Source organism: Prosthecobacter sp. (genome assembly GCF_044226605.1).
GTDB lineage: Bacteria > Verrucomicrobiota > Verrucomicrobiia > Verrucomicrobiales > Verrucomicrobiaceae > Prosthecobacter.
Map to the genome: position 1 here is coordinate 122,954 of NZ_JBGAGS010000013.1, position 20,312 is coordinate 143,265.

General features: G+C 61.2%; 16 protein-coding genes. 13 read left to right on the forward strand and 3 right to left on the reverse strand.

Annotated features, from left to right (window positions below):
- Positions 1-58 precede the first annotated feature (58 nt).
- Positions 59-1,144 (forward strand): hypothetical protein, encoded by a 1,086-nt coding sequence (locus ACILSO_RS18910; RefSeq protein ID WP_395739008.1) that lies wholly within the window; start codon positions 59-61, stop codon positions 1,142-1,144.
- A gap of 299 nt (positions 1,145-1,443) precedes the next feature.
- Here the strand turns inward: ACILSO_RS18910 and ACILSO_RS18915 are convergent, their stop codons facing one another.
- Both ACILSO_RS18915 and ACILSO_RS18920 read right to left on the reverse strand, forming a co-directional pair.
- The gene (locus ACILSO_RS18915; protein WP_395739009.1) at positions 1,444-2,499 is read right to left on the reverse strand and encodes a sugar phosphate isomerase/epimerase family protein; all 1,056 of its coding nucleotides are present in this window, start codon (positions 2,497-2,499) and stop codon (positions 1,444-1,446) included.
- 275 nt (positions 2,500-2,774) lie between these two features.
- On the reverse strand, positions 2,775-3,428 hold the full coding sequence (locus tag ACILSO_RS18920; protein ID WP_395739010.1) for a hypothetical protein: 654 nt from the start codon (positions 3,426-3,428) through the stop codon (positions 2,775-2,777).
- A 629-nt stretch (positions 3,429-4,057) separates the two neighbouring features.
- Here ACILSO_RS18920 and rsmH point away from each other — a divergent pair.
- Genes rsmH through murG form a run of 10 tightly spaced genes read left to right on the forward strand, consistent with a single transcriptional unit; the run spans position 4,058 to position 16,173 of the window.
- Positions 4,058-4,990 carry a 16S rRNA (cytosine(1402)-N(4))-methyltransferase RsmH gene (gene rsmH / locus ACILSO_RS18925; protein ID WP_395739011.1) on the forward strand — a complete coding sequence of 311 codons (933 nt, stop codon included), beginning with the start codon at positions 4,058-4,060 and terminating at the stop codon, positions 4,988-4,990.
- A complete protein-coding gene (locus ACILSO_RS18930; RefSeq protein ID WP_395739012.1) occupies positions 4,987-5,376 on the forward strand; it encodes a hypothetical protein in 390 nt (129 codons plus the stop codon). Before rsmH ends, ACILSO_RS18930 begins: the two co-directional genes overlap by 4 nt.
- The gene (locus ACILSO_RS18935) at positions 5,373-7,235 is read left to right on the forward strand and encodes a peptidoglycan D,D-transpeptidase FtsI family protein (RefSeq protein ID WP_395739013.1); all 1,863 of its coding nucleotides are present in this window, start codon (positions 5,373-5,375) and stop codon (positions 7,233-7,235) included. The genes ACILSO_RS18930 and ACILSO_RS18935 overlap by 4 nt, the downstream gene beginning before the upstream one ends.
- The gene (locus tag ACILSO_RS18940) at positions 7,232-8,809 is read left to right on the forward strand and encodes a UDP-N-acetylmuramoyl-L-alanyl-D-glutamate--2,6-diaminopimelate ligase (protein WP_395739014.1); all 1,578 of its coding nucleotides are present in this window, start codon (positions 7,232-7,234) and stop codon (positions 8,807-8,809) included. The genes ACILSO_RS18935 and ACILSO_RS18940 overlap by 4 nt, the downstream gene beginning before the upstream one ends.
- Complete coding sequence (gene murF / locus ACILSO_RS18945; protein WP_395739015.1) at positions 8,806-10,170, forward strand: UDP-N-acetylmuramoyl-tripeptide--D-alanyl-D-alanine ligase; 1,365 nt, start codon at positions 8,806-8,808, stop codon at positions 10,168-10,170. Before ACILSO_RS18940 ends, murF begins: the two co-directional genes overlap by 4 nt.
- Positions 10,167-11,315, forward strand: a complete 1,149-nt coding sequence (gene mraY / locus ACILSO_RS18950; protein WP_395739016.1) for a phospho-N-acetylmuramoyl-pentapeptide-transferase — start codon at positions 10,167-10,169, stop codon at positions 11,313-11,315. Before murF ends, mraY begins: the two co-directional genes overlap by 4 nt.
- Before the next feature lie 7 nt (positions 11,316-11,322).
- Positions 11,323-12,627, forward strand: a complete 1,305-nt coding sequence (murD, locus tag ACILSO_RS18955) for a UDP-N-acetylmuramoyl-L-alanine--D-glutamate ligase (RefSeq protein ID WP_395739017.1) — start codon at positions 11,323-11,325, stop codon at positions 12,625-12,627.
- A gap of 49 nt (positions 12,628-12,676) precedes the next feature.
- Positions 12,677-13,861: a LysM peptidoglycan-binding domain-containing protein gene (locus tag ACILSO_RS18960; protein WP_395739018.1), complete on the forward strand. Its 1,185-nt coding sequence runs from the start codon at positions 12,677-12,679 to the stop codon at positions 13,859-13,861.
- An 18-nt stretch (positions 13,862-13,879) separates the two neighbouring features.
- Positions 13,880-15,043: an FtsW/RodA/SpoVE family cell cycle protein gene (locus tag ACILSO_RS18965; protein WP_395739019.1), complete on the forward strand. Its 1,164-nt coding sequence runs from the start codon at positions 13,880-13,882 to the stop codon at positions 15,041-15,043.
- Between the two features lie 14 nt (positions 15,044-15,057).
- Positions 15,058-16,173, forward strand: a complete 1,116-nt coding sequence (gene murG / locus ACILSO_RS18970; protein ID WP_395739020.1) for an undecaprenyldiphospho-muramoylpentapeptide beta-N-acetylglucosaminyltransferase — start codon at positions 15,058-15,060, stop codon at positions 16,171-16,173.
- A gap of 24 nt (positions 16,174-16,197) precedes the next feature.
- Here murG and ACILSO_RS18975 read toward each other — a convergent pair whose 3' ends face one another.
- Positions 16,198-17,352: a YhcG family protein gene (locus ACILSO_RS18975; protein ID WP_395739021.1), complete on the reverse strand. Its 1,155-nt coding sequence runs from the start codon at positions 17,350-17,352 to the stop codon at positions 16,198-16,200.
- A 141-nt stretch (positions 17,353-17,493) separates the two neighbouring features.
- On the opposite strand from ACILSO_RS18975, the gene ACILSO_RS18980 reads away from it, so the two are divergent.
- Both ACILSO_RS18980 and nadB read left to right on the forward strand, forming a co-directional pair.
- Positions 17,494-18,612, forward strand: coding sequence for an aldo/keto reductase (locus tag ACILSO_RS18980; RefSeq protein WP_395739022.1), 1,119 nt, complete (start codon positions 17,494-17,496; stop codon positions 18,610-18,612).
- Positions 18,613-18,659: 47 nt separating this feature from the next.
- Positions 18,660-20,264: an L-aspartate oxidase gene (nadB, locus tag ACILSO_RS18985; protein ID WP_395739023.1), complete on the forward strand. Its 1,605-nt coding sequence runs from the start codon at positions 18,660-18,662 to the stop codon at positions 20,262-20,264.
- Positions 20,265-20,312: the final 48 nt, after the last annotated feature.

The window sequence follows — 20,312 nt, forward strand, 5'->3', positions numbered from 1 at the left end:
AGAGCGGGCGGACGCAAGCGGGTGTTGCGATGTGGTATGTTCTGGCGAGGGTGGAGAGATGAGAACGGCCTCTTTGACTTTCGTTTTGATGCTCTGGGTGTGCGTCTGTGGCGCGGCCACGGCTGCCGAAGGGAAGGCGTCTGCGCCGCCGGAGACGAATCTGCCGTGGGAGCATGTGGAGTCTGGACTGCGCCTTCCGGCGGAACTGGGAAAAATGAAGGCGGAGCAGGTGTTTCACTACGACGAGGCGGCGCTGGGATATTCGGTGCGGTATTCGGACGCGAAGGCGCGGCTGCGGGGAGATGTGTATGTGTACCCGTGCCCGAGCAAAGTGACGACTGCGGAGGAGATCAAGGAGGCGCTGCGCGAGACTGCGGGCGGCGCGGTGTGGGAGGTGGAGGAAATGGAGCGGCGCGGCCACTACAAGAAATTGAAGAAGGGAAAGGCGGAGTACCAGCCGTTTGACCTCATCCCTGAAAAGGCGGGTGTGAGCGGCATGCTTTCCCTGCCGATGGAAATGACCAAGGTGGAGCATGGAGAGGCCGGGGATGTGGAGGTCTCGGTGGGGAGCTTTCTGGGCATCATGGTGCTGAAGAGTTACTTTGTGAAAGTACGGATCACCTACCCGCTGGACGGGACGGAAAAGGAGCAGGCGAAGGTGGAGGAGAGGGTGACGGATTTTGTGAACCAGGCGCGGCGCTGCGTGCTGGATCCCGGGCTGAGGGACGAGGCGGCGGTGCAGATCGAGAAGTATCGCCGTGACTCGCTGTCTGAGGAGGGACGTGAGATGGCGGGAGGAGTCTATGCCTACGCGGAGGTCACGCCGATCATGAAGCTGACGATCGATGACACGATCGCGACACTGGGCGATGATTTGGAGAAGGTGTATCCGAAGGCTTCGCTGGAACTGGTGCGCGCCTTCATTGTGGGGGCGGTGGCGGAGTCACTGAAGAAGCCGGGGGAGAAGGCGCCGGATCTGGTGCAGGCAGGGGCGGCGGAGATGGTGCGGGTGTTTGCGGCGATGCAGAAGGAGAAGCCGGGTCTTTCAAGCACGCGACTGACGGAACTGGAGACGGCGGTGAAGGAGAAGAGGGCTGCGGCGTGGCTGAAGGAGCAGGCGAAAGCGGGGGGCGGTGGACGGTAATCGGTCGTCAGTGGCCGGAATGCGGTTTCCAGTTGGACTGAGGTCAGTCGAAGGGCAAAGAGGATTGATGATTGTCGAGCAATCGATTTTTGATTTTTCGAGGTTCCAAACGGGTGAGGCTCGAACGCGAATGGCCTCTGTGGGGCATTTGATTTGCCTTTCCACGCTGCAAGGACGGCGAACCTTTTTGAGAGCCCGCGCCATCACAGACCCGAAACTTCGGCCCCGACGCAGCGGTGCCCTACCGGTCCTAGGGCACGCGCTACGCTGGAAGGTGTCGATGTGAAGACGGCGTGCGTTTAAACATTGGCGCGGAGCCAGGCGAAGCTGCGTTCGGCTTCGGCTTTTTGGTAGGCGATCTCGGCGTCTTTTTTGGCGGGGCCGTCGGGGGCTTTGAAGGAGTCGATCTTGTGGCCGCGCTTGGCCATGTCGAGCCAGGCTTTGAACATGGGAGTGTCGCGGTGGTTGGGGAAGATGGTCCAGAAGTCGTCTTTCTTCCAGGAGAAGGGGCGGGCGAAGCCGGAGATGGTTTCGACCTGGAGAGGGACGCCGGGGGCGAGTTCGGCGAAGCGTTTGGCGTAGGCTTTGTAGTCCACGAGGCCTTCGCCGATGGCGGTCCATTGGACGACGGCGCCGTTGTCGTCTTCCCAGAGCATGCTGTCGCGGACGCTGCTGCAGACGGTGAGGGGGCCGAGTACTTCGAGATGCATCATGGGCTCTTCGAGGGCCCAAACGGCGTTGCCGGGGTCGATGTTGGCGCCGACGTAGCCTTTGCCGGCGGCTTCGATGAGGGCTTTGAGTTCGTGGGACTGCATGTCGCCGGCGTGGTTCTCGATGGCGATTTTGATGCCTTCGCCTTCGGCCTTGCTCTGGCAGGCTTTGATGGTCTTGATGACTTCCTCGATGTGCTTCTGGATGCCGCCGTCGGTGGCGCGGTCTTTCTGGTTGCCGAGGTAGCAACGTGCAACGGGGGAGCCGAGGGCTTTAGCGATGCGAATGGTGAGGCCGAGGTGCTCTTCGGGTGTGCCGTAGATGTCCTTCCAGGTGTTGGAGGTTTTGCAGACGCTGCCGGTGCCAACGTAGAGCTTCACTCCGGCGCGGTCGGCCTGTTCTTTGAGACCTTTGAGGTAGGCGTCTTCGAAGTTTTCAAACACGTGAAGCTCGGAGATGAACATGGTGTCCAGCTTCAAGGAGGCGGCGTAGTCGATGAACTGGGCGGCCTTCCAGCCAGTGGCGCGGACGGAGAAGTGATCGAGGCCGATGGCGAGCTTGGAGCCGGCTGCGGCAGCGCGGGAGAAGGAGGCTGCGGTGGTGGCGGCGGCGAGGGTTTGCGCGAGGAAGGAGCGGCGGTTCATGGGGGGAATGCTAGCGGAGGTGGGGGCGGTGTCGATGGGGAATCAAGGCGAAGCTTGAACCACGAGTGGGGACGCTTACGCGGGGGCGTCGCGGATTCTTAACCCGGGAAACTTCGAACTTAAAGTGAGCGCCTTGATCGAGGACGAGTTCGAGTAGGAGGACGAGGACGATGCTGGATAGAGCACGTCTGGACCGCTTCTTCACTCGAAGGCTTTGACGCGGTATGCGCCTTCAGGGAGGAGGAGTGAGAGGAAGAGGAGGAGGAAGATTGGGCTCAGCGAATGATGAGCTTCACGGCACCCTGGCCCTGGCGGTCGTCGGAGGAGGAGACGAGGATCTGGGCGAGGTGGTGGCCGGTGCGCCAGGGGGCGCCGTTGATGGGCTTGACCTGGAGGAGGTAGGCGCCGGTGCCGACGTTGCGGAAGGAGGTGATGTTATTGCTGAAGGGTGCCTGCTGTCCGGGGACTTCAAAGTACTCCATCAGGGTGAAGTGATCCTTGGTGAGATCGGTGACAGGCCAGCCGCCGCTGCTGATGAGGACGAGGATGTTGGCGGGGTGGGAGTTGCCATTGGCCGCCGCGCCAGCGGAAGCCTGGGCGGCAATGGTCAGGGCGGTGGCACCGGGAGCGGCGGTGGTTTTCGCGGGAGCCTTTGCGGCTGCAGGTGCAGGAGCAGAAACCGGTGCCGCTGGTTTTGGAGCAGGGGCTTCAAAAACGGGTTTCAGCACAGGTGCGGACTCAGGTTTTTTCGCGGGTGCGGCTGATGCGGGTTTGGGCGCGGGCTTGGCAGCGGCTTTGGGTTTGGGCGCATCAGGCTTTTTGCCGGCGGTCTTGGCTGGCTGAGGCTTTTTCTTCGCTATGGCGGTTTTTTTGGCGGCGGCCGCAGGCTTCTTGGCGGCGGCCTTCTTGGGAGCAGGTTTTTTGGCCATAGGGAGTGGTTTGGGTCAGAATTGTTTCAATTTCCGCGAGGCTAGCAATACTTCGGCCTCTCTGTCGAGATTCCTCTTGGAAGGCAGGTGCGAATATTAGAAGGACGGAGGTCCCCCTTTAGGGGTTCATGAGCCGCGGACCTGATGGATTGGCGGACAAGAAAAAGACGCTCGATTTGACGGTATCTCTAAAGGCTCTAGTTGCTCGAATGAACAGTATGTGAATAATTACTTAAAGGCTGAAAATTCTGAAAATAGGCGATTGCCAATGATATAGTCTCTCGATTATAAGGATTAGTTAGAATTTTAGATTTACGGTCTTTCTGTTACGCTTTGCACACTCGGCAGTATTTACAGGTTCCGTTTCCTTCATGAACGCGCTTGCATCCATTGGCTCTCCTTTGACGCGGCTCTCCCTTCGGTCGGTCCGACGGGAGCGGTCGTTCGTGGAGCGAGTGTTTGCTGAGATTTCCAGACTGATTGGATTTTTCCAAGTAGGCGGGCGGACGTGGTTCGGTGCCGCGGATGCGATGGACGACCTGATGCCGTGGGGCCGCGGGACTTTGGTGACGCGTGAGGGTGCGGGGGGAGGGGGAGACTCGCCTGAACCCGCTCCATCTGAAGTGACTATGCGTAATTTACCCTTTTATCATGCGCCTGTGCTGCTGGCGGAAGTTGTGGAACTGCTGCAGCCGGCGCCTGGTAAGCTTTTTTTTGACGGAACTTTGGGCGGGGGCGGGCACTCGGAGGCGCTGCTCCAGCACGGAGCGCGCGTGGTGGCCATGGACCAGGATCTGAATGCGCTGAAACATGCGACGGAACGTCTGAAGCCGTTTGCAGCGCAGTTCTGTGCCTTGCGCGGCAATTTCCGCAACTTCCCCCAAATCGTCGAGGAGACGGGTGTTTCTGGCTTTGATGGCATGCTGGTGGACATCGGGGTCTCGAGCCATCAACTGGATGACGCCGGGCGCGGGTTTTCCTTTATGAGGGATGGACCGCTGGATCTGCGGATGGACACGGAGGGCGCGCGGTCTGCGGCGGACATCGTGAACACTGAAGATGAACCGGAGCTGGTGCGCATTTTCTTTGAATATGGCGAGGAGCCAAATGCGCGACGCATTGCGCGGGCGATTTTGAAGGCACGTGCCGCAGCACCGATCCGCACCACTTTTCAGCTGGCGGAACTTGTCTCCACGGTGTCTCCGAAACGTGGCAAGCGGCATCCGGCGACGCTGGTGTTTCAGGCATTGCGCATCGCGGTGAACGATGAGCTCGCGGCGCTGCATGATTTTCTGGCAGCAGCGCCACGCTGGCTGAAGCCGGGCGGCAGGCTGGCGGTGATCTCCTTCCATTCGCTGGAAGACCGCATTGTGAAGCAAACGCTGCAGCATTTGTCCGCTCCTTACATCGACCGGCCGGAGTGGCCGGAGGCGCGGAAGAATCCGGACTGTGTTTTAAAGCTCATTACGCGCAAGCCTGTACAGGCGACGGCGCAGGAGATTGAAATGAACCCACGTGCGCGCAGCGCGGTGCTGCGCGTGGCAGAAAAACTACCCGCATGAAACCACTCAAGCGCAACCGCTACCGCAACAGCCTGGGCCTTTCCACGATCACGGCGATCCTGATCGTGGTGGCATCGCTCGCACTTGTGGGGCTGGGCATTGTGGTCAGCAAGAACCGGGTGCGGGCGATCGGAGAAGAGCAGCGCAAGGTGGAGTCCGAAATGCGCCTGCTGAATGCAGAGATCCTGGCGCTGAACAACCGCATCGAGACGATGCTGACGCGTGACCGGGTGCAGCCGCGGCTGACGAACGCAGGCACGCTGCTGCGGCCGATCACGAAGCACAACATTCTCCTCCTGAAACCGCTGACTGATGCGCCGGCGCAAGCCGCTGCGAAGCCGAGCGCGGAGCCCGCCCTAGCCCACAACATGCCGAAGAATCCGTGAGCCAGCCCCTGCCCAATCAAATTCAGCTTCGCCGGGACCGCCCGGTGTGCCGCCGCATGCTGCTGCTGCTGTTTGTGCTGCTGGCAGGGTTTTCCGTGGTGACATGGCGGCTGGCGGTGATCCAGATCAAGGAGTCGCCACGCCTGGCGACGCTGGCGGCGAAGAAGTACCAGCGGCACATCGTGCTGCCGGCGCACCGGGGCGCCATCAAAGACCTGAGCGGCGAATACCTGGCGCACGATGAAGACGTGAGGGAGCTTTACACCGACCGCACGCATCTGCGGGAGGTGATCACGGTGCGGCATCATCTGGCGGCCGTGCGTGGAGTGAAGGCTCTCGAGCTGCGCGAGAAGATGGGCGAGGCGGAGACCATCGCAGCGTACCATGAGCACGTGGCGAAGGTGCTGGCGGGCATTCTGCCGATGCCGGAACGGGAGATCCGCGAGCAGATCTCCAGCGACAAACCGGAGATCGTGCTGGCGAAGAAGGTGGACGAAGAGACGGCAAAGAAGTGGGAGATCCTGTTCAAAGCCGAACACATTTTTGGCATTCACATGAGGCCGACGGTGGCGCGCTGCTTTCCGGCGAAGGACCGCCTTTCTTTGGTGCTGGGAGTCACGGACACCAGCAACAAGGGACGCTGGGGCGTGGAGCGAATGATGGATGCAAAGCTGACGGGCGTGGCGGGCGAACAGTTGATCGAGCGCGACAAGTCCGGGCACGAGCTGCCCTCCTACCGCGGGCAGGTGACTGAACCGCAAAACGGCAGCGATGTGTACCTGACGATCGACATGCAGCTGCAGGACAATGTGGAGGCGATCTGTGAACGCGCCTGGAAAGCCAACAAGGCCCGCCGTGTGGTGATCGTGGTGACGGAGCCGACGACGGGGACGGTGCTGGCGATGGCGGCGCGGCCGCATCTGGATGCGAGCAATCCAGATGAGAGCACTTGGACGAATCACGTGATCGCAGATCCTTATGAACCGGGATCCATTTTCAAGGTGGTGACGCTGGCCGCAGGGCTGGACAACCGTAAGATTTCGCCTGGGGAAATGATCGACTGTGGCAACATGTATTACGAGGATCCTGTGCGCAAAATTAAGCTGAGTGACGACGAGCCACTGGGCATGCAGACCGTTAAGGGCGTGCTGGTGCATTCCAGCAACATTGGCATGTATAAAATCAGCAAACGAGTTGGACAGGACATGATGATGGACTATGCCACAAGGTTTGGATTTGGTGCTCCGACCGGCATCGGTCTGGTCGGCGAAAAAGCCGGACGATTCAATACCGGCAAATGGAGCAACACCACCTACTCACGCATGCCTATTGGATACGAAGTCTCAGTCACCCCGCTGCAAATGTGCATGGCCTACGGCGCCATTGCCAACGGCGGTGTCCTCATGAAACCGCGGCTCATTGACCGCACCGTCAAACCGAACGGAGAAACCGACGTGGTGCCGCCGCAGCCCGTGTGGCAGGCCTGCACCGCGAAGACCGCCGCCACGCTGCGCGACTTCCTGGAAGGCGTGGTGGTGGAAGGCACCGGCAAACGAGCTGCGATGGCGGAGGTGCGCGTGGGCGGAAAGACGGGCACGACGCGCCGGTATGATCCTGAGAAGAAGCGCTACATCGACGGCTCGTATCTCACGTCCTTCGTCGGCATGGCGCCGATCGACAATCCCCGCCTGGTCTGCCTGGTGATGCTGGATGATCCGAAGGCTGAAAGCTCCGCCATGGTGCGCGGCGGCCGCATCGCCGCACCGATCTTTGCCGAAGTGGTGCGCGAAACGCTGGACCATCTGGCGATCCGCAACGAACGCCCGATGAAGGTGGCGGTGAAAGGAGGTGCGCAATGAAACTGCGCGATCTTATTCCTCATCTCGACAAGCCGGCGGTCTCGGGCAGCCTGGACACGGAGATCACAGGACTGGCGTATGATTCACGCAAGGTCGGGCCGGGCATTGCCTTCGTGGCCATTCGCGGCACCCATGCGGACGGGAATGCCTTTGTTGGCAAGGCCATCGAACTCGGCGCAGCGGCGATCATTTCCGAACAGGCGCCGGCGGAGGATGCGACGGTGCCGTGGGTGCATGTCAGGCATGCGCGCATCGCCATGGCGCAGGCCGCGGCGGCGCTGAACGGGCACCCTGCCAAGGCGCTGACGATCGCCGCAGTGACGGGCACGAATGGCAAGACGACGACGGCGTTCCTTCTGCACCATCTGTTTAATACCGCACAGATGCGCAGCGGCCTGCTGGGCACGGTTTATTATGACCTGGGAGACGGGCAGCATGTGCCCGCCACGCACACCACGCCAGAATCCCTGGAGATTCAGGGCCTGCTGGCAAGCATGCGTGACAACGGCTGCCGTGCCTGCGCGATGGAGGTGTCCTCGCATGCGCTGGACCAGGATCGCATTTACGGCCTGCCGTTTGCGGCCGCCATCTTCACGAACCTGACGCAGGACCATCTGGACTACCATGGCACGATGGAGAAGTACTTTGAGGCGAAGGTGAAGCTGTTTCAGATCACCGCAGAGTCCTCGCCGCGGTCGGCCTTGATCATCAACGGGGACGACTCGTGGGGGCGCAAGCTGGTGCAGCGTTTTGAGCATACCGGGCGGGTGGTCCGCTTTGGTTTCGGCGTGGGGTGTGAATATCGCGCCATCAATGTGCGCTATGATCTCACGGGCACCACGTTTGAACTGGAGGCAAGAGGACGCAGCTTCCTGGTGCGGCTGCCGCTGATCGGCGACTTCAATGTGTACAACGCGCTCGGAGCACTGGCTGCGGCGCAGGGTGTGGGGCTGAACCTGCGTGAGGCGATCAAGAGCCTGCAGAACGCGCCGCAGGTGCCGGGACGCATGGAGCGCGTCTCCGAGAACTCGCGCTTCCAGGTCTATGTGGACTATGCGCACACGCCGGACGGTCTGGAGAATGCGGTGCGCACGGCGCGTGCGCTGCGGCCACGCCGTTTGATCACCGTCTTTGGCTGCGGTGGCGACCGGGATCGCACGAAGCGGCCGAAGATGGCTGCCGCGGCGGAAGCGGGCAGCGACATCTGCGTGCTGACCTCGGACAATCCGCGCATGGAAGATCCTCAGCAGATTTTGAATGATGCGAAGGCCGGCTTCGCACGGCCGCAGAAGCATGCGGTCATCGCAGATCGACGTGAGGCGATCCAAACCGCGCTGCAAAATGCGTGGGACGGAGACCTTGTCCTCATCGCAGGCAAGGGTCACGAGGACTACCAGGACATTCAGGGCAAAAAACATCCATTTGATGACCGCAAAATCGCCCGCAGCATTCTTCATCATCTCAAGGCTGACCGTGCTGCCGAACGCGAAGAGAAAGCAGCTGAACGCGAGGCGATGCGTGGAGGATTTGACCGTCCTGACAGACCCGACCGTCCCGACAGGCATAACCGATGATCCCCATTTCACTTCAGACTCTGGCCCAATTTGCCGCAGGCACCCTGCGTGGCGATGGCGCGCGCCTGGTGACGAATGTGAACACGGACTCGCGCAAGATCACCAGTGGCGAGGTGTTTGTGGCGCTGGTGGGAGACAAATTTGACGCGCACGATTTCGTCCCCCAGGTGGCGGAGTCCGGAGCGGCCGCCGTGGTGGTCAGCAAGGTCAATGCCGCGTGGGGCACGCTGCCATGCGCCGTGATCGAGGTGGGAGACACGCTGCTGGCGCTGCAAAACATGGCGCGCGGTTATCGCGAACATCATGCACCGCTGATCATTGGACTGACAGGCAGCAATGGAAAGACTTCGACGAAGGATCTGACGGCGGTGGTGATGGCACGCAAATGCCAGACGCGCGCGACGCTGGGAAACCTGAACAACCACATCGGCCTGCCGCTGACGCTGCTGTCTCTGCGTGAAGGAGACCAGTGCTGCGTGACGGAGATGGGCATGAACCATCCGGGAGAGATCAAGGTGCTCACCGACATCGCCCGGCCGGACGCCGGCATCATCACCAATGTCGGCATGGCCCACATCGAATACATGGGCACTCAGGACGCGATCGCGTGGGAAAAAGGCACGCTGGCGGCCAATGTGCGCCCGGGTGGAGAAGTGGTGCTGAATGCGAACGACAAGTATAGCGAGCTCATCGCGAGACATTGCCAGGCCAGCGTCACGATGGCGGGCGTGGGATGCGGCGACGTGGCTGCCTCCAATCTGCGTGCGGATGCAACGGGCACGACTTTCACGCTCGACTTTGCCGGTGAGAAAGTGGAGACGCGTCTGCCGATCCTGGGCGAGCACATGGTGGGCAATGCCGCGCTGGCGGCCTGCATGGGATGGCGGCAGGGCATAGCGCCAGCGGACATCGCGGATGCGCTGAACCAGGCAAAGCTCACAGGCGGGCGCGTGGAACCGAAGGTGGTGAAGGGCGTGAATTTCATCGACGACTCCTACAATGCGAATCCGGACAGCATGATCGCGGGACTGCGCACGCTGAGCACGCTGGGTTCCTTTGGCAGCCGCCGCGTGGCGGTGCTGGGACGAATGGGCGAGCTGGGACCGATCGCCGAGGCAGAGCACCGCCGGGTGGGCGAGTTTGCCGGAGGGCTCAAGCTGGATGCTGTGTTCAGCGTGGGCGGCAGCGAAGCCGCCTGGATCACCGAAGCCTCGAAGGCGGTGGCCTCCGAACATTTTCCCGATCATGCCACCTGCGCGGCACGACTGCGCGAATGGCTGCGTGAGGGAGACGTGGTGCTGCTCAAAGGCAGCCGCTCCGCGCGCATGGAACAAGTCCTCACGCATTTTTCCGCCTCATGATGTACTGGCTTTACGAATTCAGAGAATGGCTCACCGCTCATCAATGGATCAGCGATGACGCCGCTCTGTACAAGGTGCTGAACCTCTTCAAGTACCACACTTTCCGTGCCGGCGGCGCGGCCCTGACGGCGTTTGCCCTTTCGCTGATGTATGGCGAGCGTCTCATCCGCAAGCTGATCTCTCTGAAGATCGGCCAGCCGATCCGCACTGCGGAAGAAGTCCACAAGCTGCACGAACTGCACGGCAAGAAAGCCGGCACACCAACGATGGGCGGCATCCTGATTCTCTCCGCGATCGTGATCTCGACGCTGCTGTGGGCGAAGTGGGACAACATCATGGTGTGGACGGTGCTTTTCACCACCGTGGGCCTCGGGGCCCTGGGATTTCGTGACGACTACCTCAAGATCAGCAAGAAGAACTCCAAAGGCGTGAGCGCGCGCACCAAGCTGGTGTGGCAGACCTCGGTGGCGGTGGTGGCGGGGCTGCTGTTTGCGTATGCGGTTCCCGGAGACGAGAACGGTACGACGCTGCGCGCGCTGTACATTCCCTTTGTGAAGAATGCGGTGGTTTCCGACATGGGCATTTTCGCAGTTGCGCTGTTTGCGCTGATCATCGTGGGATCTTCGAATGCGGTGAATCTCACGGACGGTCTGGACGGACTGGCCACGGGCTGCTCGGTCACCACGGCGCTGGCGTACGCGGCGTTTGGCTACATCTGCGGGAACGCGAAGTACTCCGACTACCTCGGTGTGGCGCACAACAGCCTGGCCAATGAGTTGCCCATCCTGGCCATGGCGATGGCAGGGGCATGCCTTGGCTTCCTGTGGTTCAATGCGCACCCGGCCAAGATGTTCATGGGAGACACGGGCTCGCTGGCGCTGGGCGGCTGCATCGCGTCCCTGGCCATCGGCTGCAAGCAGGAGATCGTGCTGGCATTGGTGGGCGGTGTGTTTGTGATGGAGGCGATGAGCGTCATTCTCCAGGTGTGGAGCTTCAAGAAGCGCGGCAAGCGCATCTTCCGCATGGCCCCCATTCATCATCATTTTGAACTCGGTGGCTGGCATGAGAACCAGGTGATCGTGCGCTTCTGGGTGCTCTCGCTGCTGTTTGCCATGCTCGGTCTCGCCACGCTCAAGCTTCGTTGATTCTCTCATGCGCTTCGCCTCACAACACTTTGCCATTCTCGGTGCTGGACGCAGCGGCCTCGGTGCCGCGCGTCTGGCGCGCCTGCATGGCGCGGAGGTGACGATCTTTGACGAAGGAGACAAGGCGAAGCCGGTGGAGGATTTCCGCTGCGTGCTGGGCCAGGCGGCAAGAGATCTGGTGGTGAAGCCGGGTGAGTTTCAGCAGGTCATCATCAGCCCCGGGCTGGATGAACACTGGCCGCTGCCCAAGAAGTTCACGGACGCAGGTGTGCCGCTGGTGGGAGAGACGGAGTTTGCCTTTCACCTGACGGACATGCCGATGGCGGCGATCACCGGGACAAACGGCAAGAGCACCTGCACAGAGCTGATTGCGACGCTGTTCAACGGCTGCGACATGAAGTCGCTGCCCTGCGGGAATCATGGCGTGTCGCTGAGTGAAGTGGTGGCGAGCGGCGTGAGCTACGATGTGCTGGCCCTGGAGATCAGCAGCTTCCAACTGGAGACAATCCGCGACTTCCGTGCGAAGGCCACGCTGTGGCTGAACTTTGCGCCGGATCATCTGGACCGCTATCCAAACATGGAAGCGTATTTTGCTGCGAAGGCGCGGGTGTTTGAAAACGTCACGGCGGATGATGTGGCCATTGTGCGCGCAGGCGAAAGCGTCTCGTCCGGAGCGGCGCAGCGCTGGACCTTCTCGGCCTACGGCGCGGAGGCGGGCTACACCTACAAGGACGGAAAGTTTTATCATCTCGGCGAGGAGATTGGCAGTGCCAGCGGCCTGAAACTGCGCGGCAAGCACAACATGGAAAATGTACTGGCGGCGCTGATGACGGGCCGCGTTTTTGGACTTCAGTTTTCCAGCATGCTGAAGGCCATGGAGAGCTATGAGCCGCCGCGCCACCGCTGCGAGCTGGTGCGCACCCTGCGTGACCGCGAATACATCAACGATTCCAAGGCGACGAACCTGCATGCGCTGGAAGCCTGCCTGCGCTCTCAGGAGCGGCCGATCGTGCTGATCGCCGGAGGCAAGGACAAGGAGCTGGACTACACGCCGCTGCGCGCCGAACTGAACGGACAGGTGCGGGCGATGGTGCTGATCGGCGAGATCGCGAAGCAGCTGGAAAGCACCTTTGGCGACCTGCTGCCCTGCCAGTGCGCCAGCGACATGGCGGACGCCGTGCGCCGCGCCACCGAAGTTTCGCAGGCCGGGGATGCGATCATCCTGAGCCCGGGCACCTCCTCCTTTGACATGTACACCGGCTATGCGCAGCGCGGCGAGGTCTTTCGCGAGGCCGTGAACGCATTGAATTGAATTTTAAGAACCCAAATCCCGACAATCCCAGACCCCAGGTCCTATGAAGATGAAATCCAAGAGCAAAGAACCCAGGCTGCTGCTGAACCTGATGGACGGCGAGCGGCATCGCCACCGTGTGGCGCTCGTGACGGAAGAGGGTGAATGGAACCAGCATGAACCGAACTCCGGCATGGCGCGGATGTTTGTGGTGATGCTGCTGATCCACGTGGTCTTGATCGGCGGGATCATCATCTATGACTTCATGGGAGACGACGAGAAGCCGCAGCAGGCAGCGACCCAGGCGGCGCGTGCGGTGAGCACTGGCACCGGGCTGCCGGTGGCTGCGCCGGAAGTTGTGACCGCACAGGCGCAGGCGGCGGCGAATACGGAGAAGTTTGACAGCTACGAGATGCACTCGGGAGATTCGATCAAATCCATCGCTGCAAAGTTTGGAACCACAGAGGCGGAAATCACCAGGCTGAACCTGATCGACAAAGGCCTGCAAATCGGGCCTGGCACGATGCTGCGTGTGCCCAAGCAGGCAGTGCCCAGCGCCATTCCGGTGGACCCGAAGACGATGAAGCCGATGGTCGTGACTGAAGAAGTGCCGAAGGCAATTCCCGTGGTGAGCGACCAGCCGCCGGCCACAAAGGTGCCCAGCGAAGCCGTGAAGCCCGCGGATGCGCCGGCGAGCCTTTCTGCAGCCACCTTGTCGCCCGTGTCTCTCATGGCGCCGAATGAAGCACCACCTGCGACCACCTCCCTCGTGGCCGCTGCCGACACGCCTGCGACTGCAACCGCGTCCAGAGTGGCTGCGCTGCCGCCGCCTAGCAATCCGCGCGCTGTGTCCCTGCTGACGGAAAACGCACCGAAGGTGGAAGACAGCAAGCCTGCGACGACCAGACCGCGTGATCGTGACGAGCCGAAACCCGTGGCCAAGGCGGAAGCCCGGCCACTGGCGAAGCCCAGCCCGGTGCCGCCACCGACGCAGATGCTGAAGAAGATCGCGGACACGCCGCCTGCAACGAAGAAGGAGAAAACAGAAACCACGAAGAAAGTGACTGCAGAAGCACCGCCGAAGCCGGCCACGAAGGCCGTTGCTGCACGCTCCCACACACTGAAGTCTGGCGAGACGCTCTACCGCCTGGCCTCCAAATACGGTGTGTCGGTGGCTTCGATTCAGAAGGCAAACAACATCAAGAACCCGAACTCCATGCGGGACGGGATGAAGCTGGTGATCCCGGCGAAATAAACGTCCGCATCCGGAGGCATGGCTAAGTATTCCATCATCCTTTTCATTCTCGCAGTGCTGTCATTGATCGCGCTGGGGATCACCATGCTGGCGAGCACCACGTTTGAAGTGGCGCAGGAGGGCGGGGAAGACTACGTGACGCTGTGGCGGCAGCTGGGGTGGCTGGGAGTGGCGACCGTGGTGTGTGTGTTCATGGCCATGGTGGATTACAATGTCTGGATGCGCTGGCGCTGGCATATTCTGATCGCTGCTGCGGTGCTGCTGGCGCTGTGCTATGCTGTGCCATGGGTCGGTGTGAGGATCAATGGATCGCGGCGCTGGATCGGCCTGCAGGCTCTTGGAGTGAGCGGGTTCCGCGTGCAGCCTTCGGAGTTTGCCAAGATCGCGCTCGTTATCGCCCTGGCAGGCTGGTTTGGGACGCATCAGGCGCTGACGCGCACGTTCTGGCGCGGCTTTGTGCTGCCAGGCCTCATTCTGCTGGGGATCGTGGCATTGATCGGCTGCGAATTTGACCTGGGGAGTGCATTGCTGGCGTCTGCGGTGGGCCTGGGGGTGATGTTTGTGGCGGGCACGAAGCTGCGGTACCTTTCGATCATCGTCGTGCTTTGCATCGGCGGCCTGGTGGCGGGGGTGAAGTTCCTGCCGAACCGGTTTGACCGCATCATGGTCACCTTTGACTTGGAAAACCACCGGGAGGACCTGGGTCTGCAGCAGTGGGTGTCCAAGCTGGCATTTGGCTCAGGCGGGCTGGAAGGTCGCGGACTGGGGGAGGGGCGCATGAAGCTCTCCTACCTGCCGGAGGCGCACACAGACTTTATTTTCCCGATGGTGGGGGAGGAGCTGGGCCTGCGTGGAACGGCGGCCGTGGTGCTGGCTTTTGCGGTGCTGGTGATGGCGGGAATGGTGGTTTCCGCGTATGCGCCGAACCGGTTTGGGAAGCTCCTGGGGGCAGGGCTGACATTTTTGCTAGGGATGGAAGGGCTCTTGAACATGGGGGTGACCACTGCTTTGCTGCCAAACAAGGGGTTGCCGCTGCCTTTCGTAAGTTACGGAGGGTCCAGTCTCGTCGCTGCGATGGTCGCAGTGGGCATCCTGATCAACATCCACCGCCAGGGCGTGCATCTGACCTGGGATCAGCTACCCGTGATCCGCAGAAAGCGCCGCTGGACACCCCAGCTTTAGCCTTTTGAATCGCAGTGAAACAAAAAAATTCGAAGTCCATCCACGTGCTAATCGCGTGCGGTGGCACCGGGGGGCATTTGTTCCCTGGAATTGCCGTCGGTGAGGTCCTGGCCTCACGGGGCCACGAGGTGACCCTGCTCATCAGTGAAAAGAAGATCGACACCCTGGCCGCTTCGGGGCACCCGGAGTTGCGGTTTGAGAAGATGCCGTTTCTGGCCATGCCGAAACCTTGGTCTCCCAAGATGTTTGGATTTCTTAAAGGCCTGTGGCAGGGCACGAAGGCCTGCCGCAAGATCATCCATGACCGGGGGGTGGATGTGGTCCTGGGCATGGGCGGCTTCACTTCCTTCGCCCCGCTGTATGCCGGGCGCAAAGAGGGCTGCCGCACGCTCATTCATGAGAGCAACGCCATCCCGGGCAAGGCCAACAAGCTGAATGCACGCTACAGCGATATCGTGCTGTGCGGCCTGGAAGCGTGCAAGGAGCACTTCCCCAAGCACGGAGACGTGCGGGTGGTGGGCACGCCGATCCGCAGCAGCATGCGCAAGCAGAACAATGACGACCCGAACGCCTTTTTCAAACTGGACAAGGACAAGCGCACCCTGCTCATCATGGGCGGCAGCCAGGGGGCCCGGGGTGTGAACCGGGCGGTGGGCACGGCGTTGGAGCAGTTTGAAAAAATGGGCATCCAGGTGCTGCACATCGCCGGACCGACGGATTATGAGGAGGTGCGGGATGTGTATGCGAAGATCCCTATGCTGAAGCAGCACGTGGCGGCCTTCTGCCACCGGATGGATCTGGCCTACCGCGTTGCTGATCTGGCGATTGCGCGCTCGGGAGCGTCCTCGATGTCTGAACTGGCCTACTTTGGCGTGCCCAGCCTGCTGGTGCCGTACCCATTTGCCGCCGAGGATCATCAGACGCGCAACGCGGAAATCTTTGACCAGGCGGGAGCAGCCAAACTGATGAAGGAAAGCGAGCTGAACGCCGACACGCTGGCGGATGCCGTGCGCAGCGTCTTCAATGATCCGCGCAAAGCGGGAGAAATGAAGAAGGCGGCGCAGAAGCTGGCAGTGAAAAACTCCGCGGAGAAGATCGCTGATCTGCTGGTGAAAGCGGTGCAGGATTAAGGATGCCGGCGGTGATGGCGGTACTCATCCCATCGCCGCAGCGCTCCATTCGTCGAGTTTTTCCTTCAGCAGTTCCTTGGAGGGCAGGTAGAGGTTGTACTCTTTCGCATGGATGTTGCTGTCCTTGGGCAGGGTGAGCTCGACCACGGTCTTTTTTGCGGACTTGCAGAGCAGGAGTCCGATGGTGGGGTTCTCGTCGGGGAGCTTCACCTCGCGGTCGTAGTAGTTCACGTACATCTGCATCTGGCCGAGGTCCTGGTGCGTGAGCTTGTCGAGCTTGAGGTCGATGATGACGTAGCTGCGGAGGAGACGGTTGTAGAAGACCAGATCAACGAAGTAGTGGTCTTCATCGAAGGTGAAGCGCTTCTGACGGGCTTCGAAGAGAAAGCCTTTGCCGAGTTCGAGGAGGAAGTGCTCGAGGCGGTTGGTGATGGCGTGTTCGAGATCGTTTTCGGAGTAGCTGGCCTTTTCATCGAGACCGAGGAATTCGAGGACGAAGGGTTCTTTGAGCAGGTCCTCCGGCCGGACGACGACCTGGCCTTCGCGGGCGAGCTTGCGGATGCCTTCCTTGTCCCGGCTGAGAGCGAGGCGCTCGTAGAGGCAGGAGGCTTTCTGGCGTTTGAGTTCGCGCACGTTCCAATTGGACTGTGCAGATTCGATTTCGTAAAAGCTGCGTTCGTCCGGGTCTTTGATGGTCATGAGTACGACATAGTGCGACCAGCTGAGGGTGAAGGGCGGTTTGAATTCCCCAGACGGTGTCTGGGAAATCTCTATCAGCGCAGATTGTCCAGACGCTGTCTGGATTATTTCTTGGCCGTCCAATTTCCCAGACGCCGTCTGGGAAATTGGAGCACGCTTTTGCCATTCGAGAAAAAACTTCCTCATGTACTCGAGATTTGAGCGCGAAAAGCCCCCACCAAACTCCTCCGTCAGTCTCTCCGACAGCTCCTTGAGCAGCTCCGCACCATAAGCGGCACGCTTCGCGCCCTTCTGCTCGTGTTCCACGATGCGCCTGCCGATTTCGAAGTTGGTCATCACCTGAAAGGTGTCCACGATGGTGGAGACGTTGCGGCGGGCGCTTTGGATGAGGTGGCGGACCTCGGTGAGGAGGGTGGCGAGGCTGGTGGGCTTCGCGGGGGCCGGTTTGCTGGTTTTGCGCGGGGCGGACGGCCTCTTCATGGGGAACGCCGATGGAGCCTGTGGCTGATTTTGTCAAATCCTGCGCCACGGCGGCCCGGGATGTGATCGGTGTTTGAAACCCGGGGCGGAGTCGTTATGTATCTGCCCCTCAAAATTCCAACCTGACCCTCTTTCCCTTTTATGAATCTCACACGAACAGCCTACGGCACCTGGAGCGGCGGACGCTTCATGCACTACGGAGAACAGCTTTCCGAGGAGCATTACAAGCAGCTCATGCGCGACTCTTTTGACAAGGGGGTGCGCACCTTTGTGACGGCGGACGTGTATGGCGTGGGCCGCGCGGATGCGCTGCTGGGCGAGGCGCTGCAAGGAGTGCCGCGGGAGGAATACTGCCTCGTGGGCATCGTGGGGCATGACATTTACGAGGGCATCCGCCAGGGATCGCGCGGCTACCCACGCTTCACGGACCCGACACTGCGCGGGCCGGAGAAGTATTATGATTATCTGAAGATGGCCACGGAGAAGAGCCTGGAGCGCTGCAAAGCCTCGAAGTTTGACCTGCTCATGCTGCACAATCCGGACAGCATCAGCTACACGAGCGAGAAGGTGTGGGATGCGTTCACAGCGCTGAAGACAGACGGCCTGACGGACCGGCTGGGCATTGCACCAGGGCCGGCGAACGGCTTCACGCTGGACATGATCGAATGCTTTGAGCGCTTCGGCGATCGCATGGACTGGGCGATGATCATTTTGAACCCGTTTGAACCCTGGCCGGGCCAGCATGTGCTGGGTGCGGCGGCGAAGAACAACGTCGATATCCTCGCCCGTGTGGTCGATTACGGCGGTTTGTTCCACGACGATGTGAAACCGGGGCACAAGTTCCGCGATGGCGATCACCGCACCCATCGCCCGGGCGGATGGATTGAGCATGGGGTGGAGAAACTGGAGAAGGTGCGGCCGATTGCCGAGAAGCATGGGCTGTCGATGCTGCAACTCGCCTGTCTGTGGACGCTGGGCAACACGGCGGTGAAGAGCGTGGTGCCGACGCTGATCCAGGAGCACGGCGAAGGGGCGCGCACGATTGAGAGCAAGCTGGACGATCTGGCCGCGCTGCCGGAGCAGTGCCTGTCCACGGAGGAAATCGAGACGATCCGCCAGATCGGGGACAACACCGGCTGCATGGCGCTCAAGGGGGCCAGCCACAGGCATGAGGGGCAGGAGGCGCGTGCGGACGAGTGGCCGATGCGCCCTGACCTGCTGGACCTGGCGACGCGCTGGAGTTTGGGAACAAGCTGGTAGCGCATTTGCATGTTGACGGTTCCGCGACGAAAGAGTCACCACAATTCATGATTGAGGCAGACTTTATCATCGTCGGAACCGGAGCCGGAGGGCTGGTCGCGGCGCTGCATGCCGCCGAGCATGGCAAGGTGGTCATGATCACCAAGCGCGGGGCGCTGGACTCCAACTCAAACTGGGCGCAGGGCGGAATCGCCTGCGTGACGGCGGAGAATGACTCCATCGAAAAGCACGTCAGCGACACCCTCATCGCCGGCGCGGGCCTGTGCAAAGAGGATGCGGTGCGCACGATCGTGAGCGAAGGGCCGGCACGCATTGCCGATCTGGTGAAGTGGGGGGTGCATTTCGACCAGCGGGAGGCGGTGAACGGACACTTGGAATTTGACCTGACCCGGGAGGGCGGTCATACGGCCCGGCGTGTGCTGCATGCGGCGGATGCCACGGGGCGGGAGATCACTGAAAAGCTGCTGGCCACCGTGCGGGCCAATCCGAACATCAAGATCTACGAAAACCATTACGCCATCGACATCCTGACGACGGCCAAGCTGGGGCTGGTCTCCGAGGACCGGGTTCTGGGGCTGTATGTGCTGGATGAAGGGAGCGGGGCGGTTTACACCTTCCGTTCGGACCGGGTGATCCTCGCGACCGGGGGCTGCGGGCGAGTCTATTTATACACGACCAACCCACGCGTGGCGACGGGCGACGGCGTGGCCATGGCTTGGCGCGCGGGGGCGACGATCTCGGACATGGAGTTCATCCAGTTCCACCCCACCTGCTTGTATCATCCACAGAATCGCTCGTTCCTGATCAGCGAGGCGATGCGGGGTGAGGGGGCGCGGCTGATTGGCAAGGACGGGCAGGAGTTCATGCAGCGCTACGACGCGCGCGGCTCGCTGGCGCCGCGTGACATTGTGGCACGGGCGATCGACCATGAGATCAAGAAGACCGGCGGCCCCTGCGTCTATCTGGACATCAGCCACCGGCCGGCGGAGTTCATCGCGAGTCATTTCCCGAACATTCAGAAAGCCTGTCTGGACGTGGGGATCGACATCACGAAAGAGCCGATCCCTGTAGTGCCAGCGGCTCATTATCAATGCGGCGGGGTGCTTACGGATGTGAACGGAGCCACCAGCATCCGCGGCCTGTGCGCCGTGGGGGAGGTGGGCTGCACGGGGCTGCACGGGGCCAACCGTCTGGCAAGCAATTCACTACTGGAGTGCTGCGTGACGGCGCAGCGGGCCGTGGCGCACCTGATTAAAAAGATCCCGCCGGGGAAAGTGGCCGAGCAAAGCTACGAACTGCGGCCATGGGAGACCAGCGGCGTGGTGGAAAACGACGAACTGGTGGTCATTTACCACAACTGGGACGAAATCCGCCGCCTGATGTGGGACTACGTCTCGATCGTGCGCACCAACAAGCGCCTGCAGCGTGCGGCAGCGCGCCTGCGCAACCTAAAGCGGGAGGTGCAGGAGTTTTACTGGAGCAACCACGTGACCAGCGAGATCCTGGAACTGCGCAATCTGGTGGAGACCGCTTCTTTGATCGTGGAATGCGCCATCCGGCGGCACGAAAGCCGGGGGCTGCATTACACGCTCGACTATCCCAAAGTGGACGACACCCGCCCGCCGCAAGACTCCACACTGCGCCGTTATTGAGGCGTTTTGCTACCTCCCAAGGTGGGGCGGAAAGAAGCAATTTCGACA